Annotated in this window: 15 protein-coding genes; 8 read left to right on the forward strand and 7 right to left on the reverse strand. The window is 69.6% G+C overall.

Annotation, left to right across the window (positions count from 1 at the left end; genetic code table 11):
- Positions 1 to 4 precede the first annotated feature (4 nt).
- Positions 5 to 799, reverse strand: coding sequence for a 5'/3'-nucleotidase SurE (surE, locus tag LOS78_RS07295; RefSeq protein WP_028711657.1), 795 nt, complete (start codon positions 797 to 799; stop codon positions 5 to 7).
- Between the two features lie 190 nt (positions 800 to 989).
- On the opposite strand from surE, the gene LOS78_RS07300 reads away from it, so the two are divergent.
- Together LOS78_RS07300 and LOS78_RS07305 are read left to right on the forward strand one after the other, a co-directional pair.
- Positions 990 to 1,913 carry a sulfite exporter TauE/SafE family protein gene (locus LOS78_RS07300; RefSeq protein WP_028711658.1) on the forward strand — a complete coding sequence of 308 codons (924 nt, stop codon included), beginning with the start codon at positions 990 to 992 and terminating at the stop codon, positions 1,911 to 1,913.
- Positions 1,910 to 2,719 (forward strand): TIGR02186 family protein, encoded by an 810-nt coding sequence (locus LOS78_RS07305; RefSeq protein ID WP_028711659.1) that lies wholly within the window; start codon positions 1,910 to 1,912, stop codon positions 2,717 to 2,719. The genes LOS78_RS07300 and LOS78_RS07305 overlap by 4 nt, the downstream gene beginning before the upstream one ends.
- On the opposite strand, the gene LOS78_RS07310 is transcribed toward LOS78_RS07305, so the two are convergent.
- From LOS78_RS07310 to LOS78_RS07330, 5 genes are read right to left on the reverse strand one after another with little or no spacing between them, the layout of a single operon-like run.
- A complete protein-coding gene (locus LOS78_RS07310; protein ID WP_230377829.1) occupies positions 2,716 to 3,846 on the reverse strand; it encodes a GNAT family N-acetyltransferase in 1,131 nt (376 codons plus the stop codon). The genes LOS78_RS07305 and LOS78_RS07310 overlap by 4 nt on opposite strands.
- A 32-nt stretch (positions 3,847 to 3,878) precedes the next feature.
- Positions 3,879 to 4,634, reverse strand: a complete 756-nt coding sequence (locus tag LOS78_RS07315) for a glycerophosphodiester phosphodiesterase family protein (RefSeq protein ID WP_028711661.1) — start codon at positions 4,632 to 4,634, stop codon at positions 3,879 to 3,881.
- Positions 4,634 to 5,074 (reverse strand): RidA family protein, encoded by a 441-nt coding sequence (locus LOS78_RS07320; protein WP_028711662.1) that lies wholly within the window; start codon positions 5,072 to 5,074, stop codon positions 4,634 to 4,636. Before LOS78_RS07320 ends, LOS78_RS07315 begins: the two co-directional genes overlap by 1 nt.
- A 9-nt stretch (positions 5,075 to 5,083) precedes the next feature.
- Positions 5,084 to 5,536: a YbjN domain-containing protein gene (locus LOS78_RS07325; protein WP_230377830.1), complete on the reverse strand. Its 453-nt coding sequence runs from the start codon at positions 5,534 to 5,536 to the stop codon at positions 5,084 to 5,086.
- Between the two features lie 45 nt (positions 5,537 to 5,581).
- Positions 5,582 to 9,025 (reverse strand): chromosome segregation SMC family protein, encoded by a 3,444-nt coding sequence (locus LOS78_RS07330; protein ID WP_230377831.1) that lies wholly within the window; start codon positions 9,023 to 9,025, stop codon positions 5,582 to 5,584.
- 153 nt (positions 9,026 to 9,178) lie between these two features.
- On the opposite strand from LOS78_RS07330, the gene LOS78_RS07335 reads away from it, so the two are divergent.
- The gene (locus tag LOS78_RS07335; RefSeq protein ID WP_230377832.1) at positions 9,179 to 9,532 is read left to right on the forward strand and encodes a CidA/LrgA family protein; all 354 of its coding nucleotides are present in this window, start codon (positions 9,179 to 9,181) and stop codon (positions 9,530 to 9,532) included.
- On the forward strand, positions 9,529 to 10,245 hold the full coding sequence (locus tag LOS78_RS07340) for an LrgB family protein (protein ID WP_028711666.1): 717 nt from the start codon (positions 9,529 to 9,531) through the stop codon (positions 10,243 to 10,245). Before LOS78_RS07335 ends, LOS78_RS07340 begins: the two co-directional genes overlap by 4 nt.
- 50 nt (positions 10,246 to 10,295) lie before the next feature.
- Here the strand turns inward: LOS78_RS07340 and LOS78_RS07345 are convergent, their stop codons facing one another.
- Positions 10,296 to 10,616, reverse strand: coding sequence for a DUF6280 family protein (locus tag LOS78_RS07345; protein ID WP_024842734.1), 321 nt, complete (start codon positions 10,614 to 10,616; stop codon positions 10,296 to 10,298).
- 348 nt (positions 10,617 to 10,964) lie between these two features.
- Between LOS78_RS07345 and efp the strand changes: the two genes are divergently transcribed.
- The 4 genes from efp (at position 10,965) to chvE (ending at position 14,134) form a co-directional block, all read left to right on the forward strand.
- Entirely contained in the window at positions 10,965 to 11,528 is a 564-nt protein-coding gene (gene efp / locus LOS78_RS07350; RefSeq protein WP_028711667.1) for an elongation factor P, read from the forward strand.
- A gap of 166 nt (positions 11,529 to 11,694) precedes the next feature.
- On the forward strand, positions 11,695 to 12,396 hold the full coding sequence (locus LOS78_RS07355; protein ID WP_028711668.1) for a hypothetical protein: 702 nt from the start codon (positions 11,695 to 11,697) through the stop codon (positions 12,394 to 12,396).
- A gap of 97 nt (positions 12,397 to 12,493) precedes the next feature.
- A complete protein-coding gene (locus LOS78_RS07360) occupies positions 12,494 to 12,799 on the forward strand; it encodes a GNAT family N-acetyltransferase (protein ID WP_230377833.1) in 306 nt (101 codons plus the stop codon).
- A gap of 270 nt (positions 12,800 to 13,069) precedes the next feature.
- A complete protein-coding gene (gene chvE, locus LOS78_RS07365) occupies positions 13,070 to 14,134 on the forward strand; it encodes a multiple monosaccharide ABC transporter substrate-binding protein (RefSeq protein WP_028711670.1) in 1,065 nt (354 codons plus the stop codon).
- The last annotated feature ends 30 nt before the right edge of the window (positions 14,135 to 14,164 follow it).

A 14,164-nucleotide genomic window follows, 5' to 3' on the forward strand; every position in this document is an offset into this window, starting at 1 on the left:
AGGTTCAGCCCTCCTCCAGCACGCCGCGCAGCTCGGCCAGGGTCTTGTGGCAGGTCAGGTCCGGCCGCATCGGCGTCAGCGAGATATAGTCGCGCATATTCGCGTCCACGTCACTCTCCGGCGTGGCCTGCGCCGTCTGCGAGCCGCCCAGCACCCACAGGAAGCGCCGGCCGTTCGGCGCGTGATAGGGCTCGACCTCGAAGCGCACGCCCTGGCGGCGGCCCTGGGGCGCGACGCGCGTGCCCTTGACCGAAGCCGCGTCGCAGGGCGGGAAGTTGATATTGTAGAACAGCCGGAAATCCTCGTCCGAGGTCCAGTCGCCGTAATCCAGCAATTGCCGGATCAGCCGCGGCCCGTGCGCGCGCGCCGCCTGGAACGGATCGTCCAGCACGGCGGTGCGTTGGCCCATGTATTGCGACAGGGCGATGGCGGGCAGGCCCTGCAGCGCCGCCTCCATGGCGCCGCCGACCGTGCCGGAATACATCACGTTCTCGCCCGAATTGTTGCCGCGGTTCACGCCCGACAGCACCAGGTCCGGCGGGCTCTCGCGCATCACGTCGGCGATGGCGGCCAGGACGCAATCGGCCGGCGTGCCCTCGGCGGCGAAGCGGCGCGGCCCCAGTTCGGCGATCAGCGTCGGATGGACATAGCTGATGCAATGCGCGACGCCCGACTGCTCGAAGGCGGGGGCGACGGTCCAGACCTCGCCCCCCGGGCCCGCGACCTCGGCCGCGATGGCCTCCAGCGCCTCGAGTCCCGGCGCGTTGATGCCGTCGTCATTGGTGATCAGAATGCGCATATCCGTCCCTGTCCGGCCGCCGCGCGGGGCCACGTCTCGCGCCGCCCGCGCCCTTGCCGTTATCTGCCCGTCCCCTCATGCTTTATCCGCGCCACAGCCTTGCGACAACCCGCTCGAAGGGCCACGGAAGCGTTTGACGCCGGGCTGTTGCCGGGGCAGCATCGAGACAAGGCAATAAGCCGGGCAGGACATGCAGATCTATCTTCCCATTGCCGAGGTGGTGGTCAACGCGCTGGTGCTGATCGGACTCGGCGGCATCGTCGGGCTGATGTCCGGCCTGTTCGGCGTGGGCGGAGGTTTCCTGATCACGCCGCTGCTGTTCTTCATCGGCATTCCGCCGGCCATCGCGGTGGCGACCGGCGCCAACCAGGTCGTGGCCTCGTCCTTTTCCGGCGTGCTGGCGCATGTCAAGCGCAAGACCGTCGACTTCCGCATGGGCTGGGTGCTGCTGGCGGGCGGGCTGGTCGGCTCGTCCGCGGGGGTGCTGCTGTTCAACATGCTGTCGCGGCTGGGTCAGGTCGATCTGGTGGTGCAGCTCTGCTACGTGATCTTCCTGGGCCTGATCGGCGCGATGATGCTGCAGGAAAGCCTGCGGGCGCTGCACCGCGCGCGCCGCAGCGGGCCGATCAAGCCGATGCGCCGCCACCAGCACGGCTGGGTGCACAAATGGCCGCTGAAGATGAAGTTCCGCGCCTCGGGCCTGTATATCAGCGCCATTCCTGTGCTGCTGGTCGGCGCGGCCGTCGGCGTGCTGGGCGCGCTGATGGGCGTGGGCGGCGGCTTCATCATGGTGCCGGCGATGATCTATCTGCTGGGCATGCCGACCAAGGTGGTCATCGGCACCTCGCTGTTCCAGATCACCTTCCTGTCGGCCTATACCACGCTGATGCATGCCGTCTCGTCGAACACGGTGGACGTGATGCTGGCGGTGCTGCTGATCGTCGGCGGCGTCACCGGGGCGCAGATCGGCACGCATCTGGGCGCGCGGCTGCGGGCCGAGCAGCTGCGCATCCTGCTGGCGCTTCTGGTGCTGGCGGTCTGCGGCAAGCTGGCGCTGGACCTGTTCCTGCGCCCGGACGAGCTTTACTCGATCACGCCGGGGATCCTGCGATGAGACGCGCGCTTGCCCCGCTGCTGGCCCTGATGCTGCTGGCCCTGCCGCTGGCCGCGCAGCAGCCGCCCCCTGCCCTGCCCTCCCCTGCTCTGCCGTCCGAGCAGATCGTCGCCGGCCTGTCGCGCGACGACGTGGACATCACCACCAGCTTCGACGGCTCCGAGATCATCATCTACGGCGCCATCAAGCGCGAATCCCGCATTCCGCAGGGCGAACCGCTGGACGTGATCGTCGTGGTCGAGGGGCCGTCCCAGGCCCTGACCGTGCGGCACAAGGAGCGCCGGCTGGGGATCTGGATCAACACCGGCCGGGTCAGCATCGGCTCGGCGCCCAGCTTCTATGTCGTGGCCTCGACCCGCCCGCTGCACCTGATCCTGACCCCCGAGGAGGACCAGCGCTACCGCGTCTCGATCCCGCTGGCGATGCGGGCCTTTGCCGGGCCGATGGAGGTCGAGGACGCCGTGCCCTATACCGAGGCGCTGATCCGCCTGCGCCGCGCCGCCGACCTGTATCGCCAGGACGACGGCGCCGTGCGGCTGGCCGAGCAGACGCTGTTCCGCGCCGATGTCCGCCTGCCCGCCAACCTGATCGAGGGCTATTACAGCACCCGCATCTTCCTGCTGCGCGACGGCAAGGTCATCGACACCTTCCGCGCCCCGATCGAGGTGCGCAAGGTCGGGCTGGAACGCTGGCTCTATCGCCTGGCGCTGGGACAGCCCTTCATCTACGGCATCATGTCGCTGGCCATCGCGGTGGCGGCGGGCTGGGGCGCCTCGGCCGCGTTCCGGCTGGTCAAGCGATCCTAGCCGCGCCGGAACGGGCCCATCTCGGCCATGAAGGCCATCTCCTGGCCGACCGCCTGACGCTCGCGCCGCAGGTAGTCGGCGATGGCCTTCCTGAAGCCCGGGTCCGCCACCCAATGCAGCGAATGGGTCTGGCTGGGCATGTAGCCGCGCGCCAGCTTGTGCTCGCCCTGCGCCCCGGCCTCGACGCGGGACAGGCCATGGGCGATGGCCCAGTCGATGGCCTGGTGATAGCACAGTTCGAAATGCAGGAAGGGGTGGTCCTCGACGCAGCCCCAATAGCGACCGTAAAGCGCATCCCGCCCGATCAGGTTCAGCGCCCCGGCGATGGGCCGGCCCTCGCGCTCGGCCAGGACCAGCAGGCAATCGTCGCGCATGGTGTGGTGCAGGATGTCGAAGAAGGCGCGGGTCAGGTAAGGCCGGCCCCATTTGCGCCCGCCGGTATCCTGATAGAAGCGCCAGAAGGCGTCCCAATGCCCCGGCCGGATCTGGTCCCCGGTCAGGCTGCGGATGCTGCCGCCGAAAGCCTGCGCCCGCTCGCGTTCCTTGCGGAGGGCCTTGCGCTTGCGCGAGGACAGCTGCGCCAGGAAGTCGTCATAGGTCGCATAGCCCTGGTTCAGCCAGTGGAACTGCTCGCTGGCGCGGGGCAGGAAGCCGGCAGCCTCGCCCAGCTCGGCCTCGGCCTCGCTGCAGAAGGTCACATGCGCGCCCGACAGGCCCGATTGCTGCGCGAATTGCGCCATGGCCACCAGCAGCCCGCGCTGCACCGCCGGGCTGGGCGCGATCAGCCGCGGCCCGGTGACCGGGGTGAAGGGCACGGCGCATTGCAGCTTGGGGTAATAGCGCCCGCCCGCCCGCTCATAGGCCTGCGCCCAGCCGTGGTCGAAGATATATTCGCCCTGGCTGTGGGTCTTGACATAGCAAGGCGCGACGCCCGCCACCGCGCCGTCCAGCCGGGCGACCAGATGGCTCGGGTGCCAGCCGGCCTCTTCGCCGACCGAGCCGGATTCCTCCAGCGCCGACAGGAAGCGATGCGTGGTGAAGGGGTTGGCGTCGGCCCCGCAGCCGTCCCATTCGGCGGCGTCGATCCCGGAAATCGCAGGCAGGACGGAAACGGCAAGCTCGCTCATGGCGGGAAACATAGGCGCGGGCGCGGCGATTGTCAGGGCTTGGCGGGCAGGTAATGCTCGAATGTGATATTGTCGGCGACGCGGCGCGCCTCGGCCTCGGCGGCGGTCGAGCGCACGGTCCAGCACAGCACCGGCACGCCGCGCGCCTTCAGCGCCGCCACCGCCGGATTGCCCAGATCCCTGCGGTCATGCGAGATGAAGCTGGCCCCCACCCGGTCGAAATCGCCGATGGCCGCCAGATGCGCGCGCGTGGCGTCGTCCAGCATCGGCCAGTCCCCGGCCTCGTAGCCGCAAGTGGTCAGCCCCACCGTCACCCCGGGCGCCGCGGCATGGAAGGCCGCCACCGCATGCGGGTTGAAGGACATGACCGCGACCGGCCCGTCATAGCCGGAAAGCAGCCGCGCCACCTCGGCCTGCAGATCGCCCACCTCGGCCGAGGAACGCATGCTCTGGTCCTTGATCTCGATCAGCAGCGGCACCCGGCCCGCGACCTCGTCCAGCAGTTCGGCCAGCGTCGGGATATGCTCCTCGGTGCCCATGATGCGCAGCATGGACAGCGCGTCGATGCCCAGGGCGCTGACCAGCCCCTCGGCCCCGGTCAGGCGCGGCAGGTCGTCGTCGTGAAAGACCAGTGCGGTGCCGTCCGAGGCGCGCTGGATGTCGCATTCGATGCCGTAGCCGGCGGCGATGGCGGCGCGGAACGCCGCCATGCTGTTTTCCGGCACGCCCGGCCCGTGCAGCCCGCGATGGGCGACGGGCAGGCGCAGGAAATCCGGGTGAAGGCCCATCAGGCGAACTCGAAGATCGCCTCGACCTCGACCGCGACGCCGCGCGGCAGGGCCGGGGCCGAGACGGCGGCGCGGGCATGGCGGCCCTTGTCGCCGAAGACCTCGACCATCAGGTTCGAGCAGCCGTTGATCACCTCGGGCTGGTCGGTGAATTCGGCCGTCGAGTTGACGAAGCCGGTCAGCTTGACCACCCGCACCACCCGGTCCAGCGACCCCAGCGCCGCCCGCGCCTGCGCCAAGAGCGCCAGGCCGCAGCCGCGCGCCGCCTCGGCCCCCTCCTCGACCGCCAGGTCGGCGCCCAGGCGGCCCTTGGCCGGGCTGATCTGGCCCGAAACGAACAGCAGGTTGCCCGTGATCACATAGGGCACGTAATTCGCCGCCGGGGCCGGCGCGTCGGGCAGCGTGATCCCCAGCTCTGCCAGTTTCGTCTCGATGGACATGCTATCCTCCTACCAGTCGATGAAGTCGCGGAAATCGCTCAGCACGATGCGCCAGGTGTCCAGCGCATCGTCGAAATTCTTGCGTCCGATGCCGTCCTCCGCAACCCCGATATCCATTTCCACGAAAGGGTCGCCGGTCTCGTCCAGATAGACCTTGCCGAAACGCTTTTCTCGGTTCCAGCGATTGGCCATTGCCTCGGACATCGGCTCGTCCAGGTCGAAGCCGGCCGAGAACTGGATCGCGGCGCAGAGCTTTTCGCAATGGTAGAAATAGACCGAGAACCTGGTGCCGTCGATGCGGCTTTCGATCAGCGGGTCGCCCACCGCATCGGTCGAAAGCGTCGCGGGCAGGCCGAAATCCTGCATCATCAGCAGGATCGCCTCGGGGTCGCCCACGACCTGCGCTTGCGCGGCGGGCACCTGCATCAGCGCCGCCAGCACAAGGGGAACCAGGGTTCGCATCATCTTCTCCGTCACGGAATCGCGCGCTGATTACCGCGTCGCGCGTCAGGCCACCAGAGCTTCCGCGCGCTTCAGGTCGACGCTGACCAGCTGGCTGACCCCCTGCTCGACCATGGTCACGCCGAACAGCCGGTCCATGCGCGACATGGTGACGGCGTGGTGGGTGATCACAAGGAAGCGGGTGTCGGTGCGCCGCGTCATCTCGTCCATCAGGTCGCAGAATCGGGTGACGTTGGCGTCGTCCAGCGGCGCGTCCACCTCGTCCAGCACGCAGATCGGTGCCGGATTGGCGAGAAAGACCGCGAAGATCAGCGCCAGCGCCGTCAGCGTCTGCTCGCCGCCCGAGAGCAGGCTGAGGGTGCTGAGCTTTTTCCCCGGCGGCTGGCACATGATCTCCAGCCCCGCCTCCAGCGGGTCGTCGGATTCGACCAGCACCAGCCGTGCCTCGCCGCCGCCGAACAGATGCGTGAACAGGGTGGTGAAATTGGCGTTCACCGTGTCGAAGGCCGAAAGCAGCCGCTCGCGCCCCTCGCGGTTCAGGCTGCCGATGCCCTGGCGCAGCTTGCGGATCGCCTCGGTCAGGTCCTCTTTCTCGGCGCCCAGCCGGTCGCGCTCGGTCTCCAGCTCGCGCTTGTCCTCCTCGGCGCGCAGGTTCACGGCCCCCAGCGCGTCGCGGCTCTGGCGCAGCCGGGCGATCTGCTCCTCCAGCGCCTCGGCGGCGATCTCCTCGACCTCGCCCAGGAATTCCAGCAGCGCCTCGGGCGTGGCCTCAAGCTCCTCATGGATGCGCAGGCGGGCGGCGGCTTCGGCCTCGATGGCGGCCTCGGCCCGGGCCTCGCGGGCGGCGCGGCTCTCGCGCGCGTCGGATGCGGCGCGCTCGGCCTCGCGCTCGGCCTCGGCGGCAAGGCGCAGCGCCTGGTCGGCGGCGGACAGCGCATCGCGGGCGCGGGCCAGCCGGGCGGCGGCCTGCGCCTCGGCCTCGGTCAGCACCTCGCGGCGCTCGGCGAGGATCTCGGGCTGGGCCTCGGCCTCCTCCAGATCGGCCGCGGCCTGGTCGCGACGGGCGGCGAGTTCGGCGGCACGGGTGCCGGCCTGATCCAGCCGCAGCCGCCAGCCGGATTCCTCCTTGGCGATCTCTTGCAGGCGCTTGGTGCGGGCATTCGCCTCGCGCCGCAGCTCGTCCAGCGCGCCGCGCCGGGTCAGGGTGGCGATGCGCGCCGCCTCGACGCCCATGCGGGCATGGTCCAGCGCCGAGGCCGCGGCGCCGCGATCGGGCAGTTCGGCCAGCGCCCGCTCGGCCTCGGCCAGCCGGGCGCGGGCGTCCAGCGCATCCTCGCGATGCCGGGCCAGTTCGGCGCGGGCCGATTCGGCGCGGCTTTGCGCCATGGACAGCTCGGATTCGGCGCGGGTGACGGCGCGCACGGCATCCGACAGCCCACGCTCGGCCTCGCGCCTTGCATCGCGGGCGCGCTTCTCGGCCTCGGTCGCGGCCAGGTGGCGGTCGCGCAGCGCCTGATGCGCGGCCTGCGCATCCTCGGCGCGGGCCTGCGCGGTCTCGACATGTTCGGTCAGCTCGGCCAGCTGGTTGACCTTTTGCAGATGCAGCGCGGCCGAGGAGGCCGCCTCGCCCGCCATCACCCGCATGCCGTCCCAGCGGAACAGGTCTCCGTCCCGCGTCACCAGCCGCTGGCCGGGGGCGAGCTGCGCCTGCATCGCCGCACCCATTTCCACATCCGCGACCAGCCCGACCTGCGACAGCCGCCGCGCCAGCGCCTCGGGACCGTCCACATGCGGCGCCAGCGGCTCGGCGCCCGCCGGCAGCGGCTGCGGCGCGTCATAGCCCGGCAGCCGATGCCAGCCCGAGCCGTCCTCGGCCAGCCCCACGCCCAGGTCGTCGCCCAGCGCCGCGCCGAAGGCGGTCTCGTAGCCGCGCGCCACGCGCACCAGATCCAGGATCGAGCCGCCGCTATTGCCGCGTTCCACCAGACGCTTCAGCGCCGCCATCTCGGCATTCAGCGCCGAGACCTCGCCCTCGGCCTCGGCGCGGGCCGAGCGGGCGACGGATTCCTCGGCCTCCAGCGCGGCGCGGGCCTCCTCGGCCGCGGCCAGCGCCTCCTCGGTCTGCTCGACGCGGTCGCGGGCTTCCTCCTGCGCCGCCTCGGCGGCTTCGCGGGCGCTCGCGGCCTCGGTGCCGGCCTCGGCGGCGCGGGCGGCGGCCGCCTCGGCCTCGGCGGCGGCGCGGGTGGCGCGGTCCTGCATCTGCCGCAGGTCGTGGACCAGCCGCTCGGCGGATTGGTGACGGGCGGCGAGGCGGGCGGATTCGTCGGTCAGCTCGGCCAGCTTGGCCTCGACCTCGCGCAACGCCTCGGCGGCTTCCTCGGCGGCGGTGCCGGCGGCCTCCAGCCGTTCGTCATGGCCCTGCCCGGCCTTTTCCAGCTCGCGCCTTTCCCATTCCAGCCGCGCGATCACTTCGCCGGCGTCGCGGTTCAGCGCCGATTCCCGCTCGATGTCGCGGTCGAGCTGGGCGATGCGCGCCAGAAGCGTCTGGATCGCCTGGGCGGCGCGGGCCTCGGCCTCGTCCAGCGCCTCGCGCTCGACGGTGGCGCGGGACAGGATGGCGCTCGCGACCTGCTCCTCCTCGCGCAGCGGCGGCAGCTTCGCCTCGGCCGCCTCGCGGGCGGCGATGGCGCGGCGGGCATGGGCCTCGGCATCAGTGGCGGCGCGGATCGCGGCCCGCAAAGCCTCGGCCGTCCCGGCCTTGGCCTGCTCGGCCTCGGCCCAGCGGCAATAAAGCAGCACGCCCTCGGCCCGGCGCAGGGCGGCGCCGATCTCGCGATAGCGCGCGGCGGCGCGGGCCTGCCGGGCCAGGCTGGCGGCCTGCGTGGACAGCTGGTCCAGCGTGTCGTCGACGCGGGTCAGGTTCGCCTCGGCCGCGTTCAGCTTCAGCTCGGCCTCGTGCCGGCGCTGGTAGAGGCCGGAAATCCCCGCCGCCTCCTCCAGCACCCGGCGGCGCGCCTTGGGCTTGGCGTTGATCAGCTCGGAAATCTGTCCCTGCCGCACCAGCGCCGGCGAATGCGCCCCGGTCGAGGCATCCGCGAACAGCATCTGCACGTCGCGCGCCCGCACCTCTTTCCCGTTGATGCGATAGGCCGAACCGGCGTCGCGGGTGATGCGGCGGGTGATGTCCAGCGTGTCGGCGTCGTTCAGCCCGGCGGGGGCAAGGCGCTGCTTGTTGTCGATGGTCAGCGTGACCTCGGCATGGGCGCGGGCGGAGCGCCGGGCGGTGCCGGCAAAGATCACGTCCTCCATCCCCTCGCCGCGCATGGCGGTGGGCCGGTTTTCGCCCATGACCCAGCGCAGCGCCTCCAGCAGGTTCGACTTGCCGCAGCCGTTCGGGCCGACCACGCCGGTCAGGCCCTCGTGGATGACCAGATCGGTCGGGTCCACGAAGCTCTTGAAACCATTGAGGCGCAGGCGGTCGAAACGCAATGCGAGGGGTCCACGAAGAAGGTCCAGATGCCGGGGATTCTTGGCGATCCCGGGTCCCAAGTCAACACAAACCCCCAGATATGGCGGGCTCTCGGCGGTTATCCACAAGATTTGAGGGTTCACCACAAGAAATACGCTGTTAATCTGGCCGGCATGATTCCCGCGCTTGCCATCATCCTGGTCTTCCAGCTCATCGGCGAGGTTGCCACCCGCAGCCTGGGCCTGCTGCTGCCCGGCCCGGTGCTGGGGCTGCTGCTGCTGGTGCTGTCCTGCAGCCTGCGCCCGGCGCTGGCCGAGATGCTGCGCCCGGTGGTCACCGGCATCCTGGGCCATCTGTCGCTGTTCTTCGTGCCGGCGGGCGTCGGCGTGGTGGCGCATCTGGGCCAGTTCCGCAGCGACGGGCTGGCGGTGGCGCTGGCGCTGACCGTCTCGACCGCGCTGGCCATCGCGGCGGGGGCGCTGGTGTTCCGCGCGGTGGTGCGCTGGACGGGCGGGGTCGAGGAATGACCGACGCGGCGCTGATCTGGAGCTATCTGACCCAAGGCCCGCTGCTGTGGCTGACGGCGACGCTGATCGCCTATTGGCTGGGCGACAGCTTCTTCCGCGCCATGGGCCGGCAAAGCTGGGCCAATCCGGTGCTGTGCGCGGTGATCCTGCTGGCCTGCGTGCTGGGGCTGACCGGCACCAGCTACCAGACCTATTTCGAGGGCGCGCAATTCGTGCATTTCATGCTGGGCCCGGCCACGGTGGCGCTGGGAATGCCGCTTTACGACAACCTGCGCCGGGTCAGGAAGGCGGCCCTGCCGCTGGTCGCGGCGCTGCTGGCGGGGTCGGTGACGGCGGTGGTCTCGGCCCTGGCCATCGGCAAGGCTTTCGGGCTGTCCGAGGTGATGCTGGCCAGCCTGGCGCCGAAATCCACCACCGCGCCCGTGGCCATCGGCATCGCCGAGGGGCTGGGCGGAGAGCCGACGATCACCGCCGTCCTGGTGCTGGTCACGGGCATCTTCGGCGCCATCATCGCCACGCCGCTGCTGAATGCCCTGGGGATCCGCGACTGGCGGGCGCGCGGCTTTTCGCTGGGCGTGGCCGCGCATGGCATCGGCACCGCCCGCGCCTTTCAGGTGAACGAGACCGCCGGCGCCTTCGCCGGGATCGGCATGGGGCTGAACGCGGTGCTGACCTCGATCATCGCGCCGCTGGCGCTGTATCTGTTTCAGTAACGAAAAAGGCCGCCCCGCGGGACGGCCCATGCAGCGCGCGACGGGGATGGTTACGCCGCGTCGGCCTCTTCCGCGGCGTGGCGGCGCTCGCTTTCCTCGCGCGACAGCGCGACCGAGGTGCGCACGCCCTTGGCCACGAATTCCATCAGCCCCTTCACGACGCGCTCGTTCGGGTCGATGCCGGCGCAGGACAGAACCTCGCGCCCATCGCGCGAGCGTGCCCAACGTGCAATCTGATCGGGCCCGTTGCCGTATTTTTTGTCATCGGCGATCGCATCGTCCAGCGCAGCCAGCACAACGGCAGCAAAAAGCTTGCGGGCCCGCTGTCCCTGTTCAAAATTGAAAGCCGAGCCATCCACGAAATCGCGCATCATCATTATCCTGTTTTTCTTGCGGTGCCCCCGCACCTTGACCCATGCCAAGGTTGCTGCATCATTTTGCCTCATAGGCGGCGCTGGCCGGCTTAGCCGATCCGGGCCGTGATTCGGTATGCCTCCAGCCGCATGACCGCCATGCACGCCGTGCAAGCCCCGGCAGATACGCGTAATAATCGCCAAAAGCAACGATCTTGCGACATGCGGAAAGGCCCGGGCGCCCTTGACAACGCGCAAACCGCCTTTCGGTTGCCACGAGGCACGGCAGTGGATATAGGTCCGGGCAATCGCGGTTCAACCCCCTGGGCCGCCGCGCATTCCCCAATCCTTTCAAGGCAATTCCGAATGGCCAAGATCAATGGCAATGAAATCAAGCCCGGCTTCGTGCTGGACCATGACGGCGGTCTCTGGGCGGCGGTCAAGGTGAACCACGTCAAGCCCGGCAAGGGCGGCGCCTTCGCCCAGGTCGAGCTGAAGAACCTGCGCGACGGGCGCAAGCTGAATGAACGCTTCCGCTCGGAGGACAAGGTCGACCACGTCCATCTGGAAACCAAGGACCAGCAATTCCTGTATGAATCCGACGGCAAGCTGGTGTTCATGGACAGCGAGACCTTCGAGCAGACCGAGCTGGACGCCGACCTGCTGGGCGACCGCCGCCCCTTCCTGCAGGACGGCATGGTCGCGGCGGTGGAATATTACGGCGACGAGGCGCTGTCCCTGCGCCTGCCGCAGAAGGTGGTCTGCCGCGTGGCCGAGACCGAGCCGGTGCTGAACGGCCAGACCGCCGCGAAAAGCTTCAAGCCGGCGATCCTCGACAACGGGCTGCGCATCATGATCCCGCCCTTCGTCGGCGCGGACGAGGATATCGTCGTCAATACCGAGCTTTTCGAGTATTCCGAGCGCGCCTGAGCGGGCCGCCGCAGGTCCCGGCATCACTCTATGGCCAAGGACGATTTGCGGGCATAGGATCGCCGCCAACACGCGGTCAAACTGGCGATTCAACGGGATGACGAAGTCGGCTGGCAGCACGGGGACGAACGGCCCCTGCAATGGCAGAGTCTCCCGGCTCCGCCCCGTGGCCGAGGGTGCCCGGCGCCTGGACGAGGTCCGCGCCGCGATGGACGAGGCGATCGAGCGGCTCAGCCGGCTTGAGGACGTCATGCGCGAGATGATCCAGACCGGGCTGGCGCCCACCGTCGGCGGCGGCGAGGGGCTGATCGCCACGGGCCCGCCCGCCGGTCAGGCCGGCGATGCCGAGGCCCGCGCCTCGGCGGCGCTGGCGGCGGTGCTGGTCAGCTCGACCCGGATCGCCGAGCTGCAGACCGGAGGACTTGGCCCGGCGATCAACGCCGCCATCGCCGAGCTGGACCCGATCCCCGGCTATATCTCGCGGCGCATGCTCGACGAACTGGCCATCGGGCTGGGCGAGCCGCCGCTGCACGCCAGGCCCCAGGCCGATCGCGGCCTGCGCCTGGTCGGAGGCCGGACGCGCAGCGGCACGACAACCGCCGCGCCGCTCTATCTGCGCCTTGACCGGCATCTGCGCCTGCCGCTCGATTCCGGCTCGAACTGCCTCGAGATCGAGCGGCGGCTGGGCGGGCGCTGGCACCGCACCGGGCTGCGCGCGGTCAAGGACGGCATGGGCGGGATCGAGGTCGATATCGCCGAACTGGAGCGCATCGCCGGCCCGTTCTCGCCCGAACTGTGCCGGGCCCTGACGCTTGACCCCGATCCGCATCATGCAGGGCGCAAGCCGCGCCCCGCCCGGCCGCGCTAGCCGCACCCAACCGCTTCGGCCGCAGCGTCGCATCGGCGGCGGGATGGACCGGATCGGCCGCTTCATGCGTTATGGCAGCGAAGCCACGGAGGGAACCATGGTGCAACCGACCATTCATGTCGCGCATGAGGATTACGGCAGCTCGGGCCGCTATGTCGCCACCCTGCCCGGGATCGAGGGCGAGGCCGAGCTGACCTGGCATGCCGGCGGCCCCGGCATCATCGTCGCCGACCACACCTATGCCCCCGACGCCATGCGCGGCAGCGGCGCCGCCGCGGCCATGGTCCAGCGCCTGGTCGCGGATGCGCGGGCGCGCGGCGTGCTGATCGTGCCGGCCTGCAGCTATGTGCGCGCCCAGTTCCAGCGCCATCCCGAGTGGTCCGACCTTTATGCCGACGCCTGATCCGCCCGGCCGGGCCGCGAGGTGCCGCCCTTCCGGTATGTTGGCGCAAACCATCATATCAATTCCGGTATGCAAACCGCCTTTCTGCATGATTGACGGACATATTGGCGGGGTCTAGCCTCTCGGTCAGGCAGGCGGATCGCGACCGCCGCCATGGCGCGGATCGCCGGACGGAACCGCGTATCCCGCGCCCCGCGCGAAGGGGAGCTACCGGCTGGATCATGGCTGTCGAGGCGGCCGCCACCCGGACAATGACGACAGGGAGGAAACATGCCGAACCTCAGGAAATACGCCCTGGCTCTGGCCTCGGCGGCGACGCTTTCGCTGCCCGGCCTCGCCGCGGCCGAGGGCACGGTCGGGATCTCGATGCCGACCAAGACCTCGGCGCGCTGGATCGACGACGGCAACAACATGGTCAAGCAGTTCCAGGACGCGGGCTACCAGACCGACCTGCAATATGCCGACGACGACATCCCGAACCAGCTGGCGCAGATCGAGAACATGATCACCAAGGGCGTCGACGTGCTGGTGATCGCCGCCATCGACGGCACCACGCTGTCCAACGCCCTGGCCAATGCCAAGGCCGCCGACATCAAGGTCATCGCCTATGACCGGCTGATCCGCGACACGCCCGATATCGACTATTACGCCACCTTCGACAATTTCAAGGTCGGGGTCGAGCAGGCCACCACCCTGGTCGAGGGGCTGAAGGAACGCTTCCCGGAGGTGAAGCCCTGGAACGTCGAGCTGTTCGGCGGCAGCCCCGACGACAACAACGCCTATTTCTTCTACGACGGCGCCATGTCGGTGATCCAGCCGCTGATCGACGACGGCTCGGTGGTGATCCCCTCGGGCCAGATGGGCATGGACAAGGTCGGCACGCTGCGCTGGGATCCGGCCACGGCGCAGGCGCGCATGGACAACATCCTGTCGGCCAACTACACCGACAAGCAGGTGAACGGGGTGCTGTCGCCCTATGACGGGCTGTCGATCGGTATCCTGTCGTCGCTGAAGGGCGTCGGCTACGGCTCGGGCGACCTGGCCATGCCCATCGTCACCGGCCAGGACGCCGAGGTGCAGTCGGTCAAGTCGATCCTGGCGGGCGAGCAGTATTCGACCATCTTCAAGGACACCCGCGAACTCGCCAAGGTCACCGTCGGCATGGTCGATGCGATGATGAAGGGCGAGGAGCCCGAGGTGAACGACACCGAAAGCTATGACAACGGCGTCAAGGTGGTGCCCAGCTACCTTCTGGAACCCGTCGCAGTCACCGAGAAAAACCTGCAAGAGGTTCTGGTCGGCTCGGGCTACTATACCGAAGACCAGCTCAAGTGATCCTGGCGCGCGCCGCCGGTCCGCCCGGCG

The organism is Paracoccus sp. MA (genome assembly GCF_020990385.1).
Taxonomy (GTDB): domain Bacteria; phylum Pseudomonadota; class Alphaproteobacteria; order Rhodobacterales; family Rhodobacteraceae; genus Paracoccus.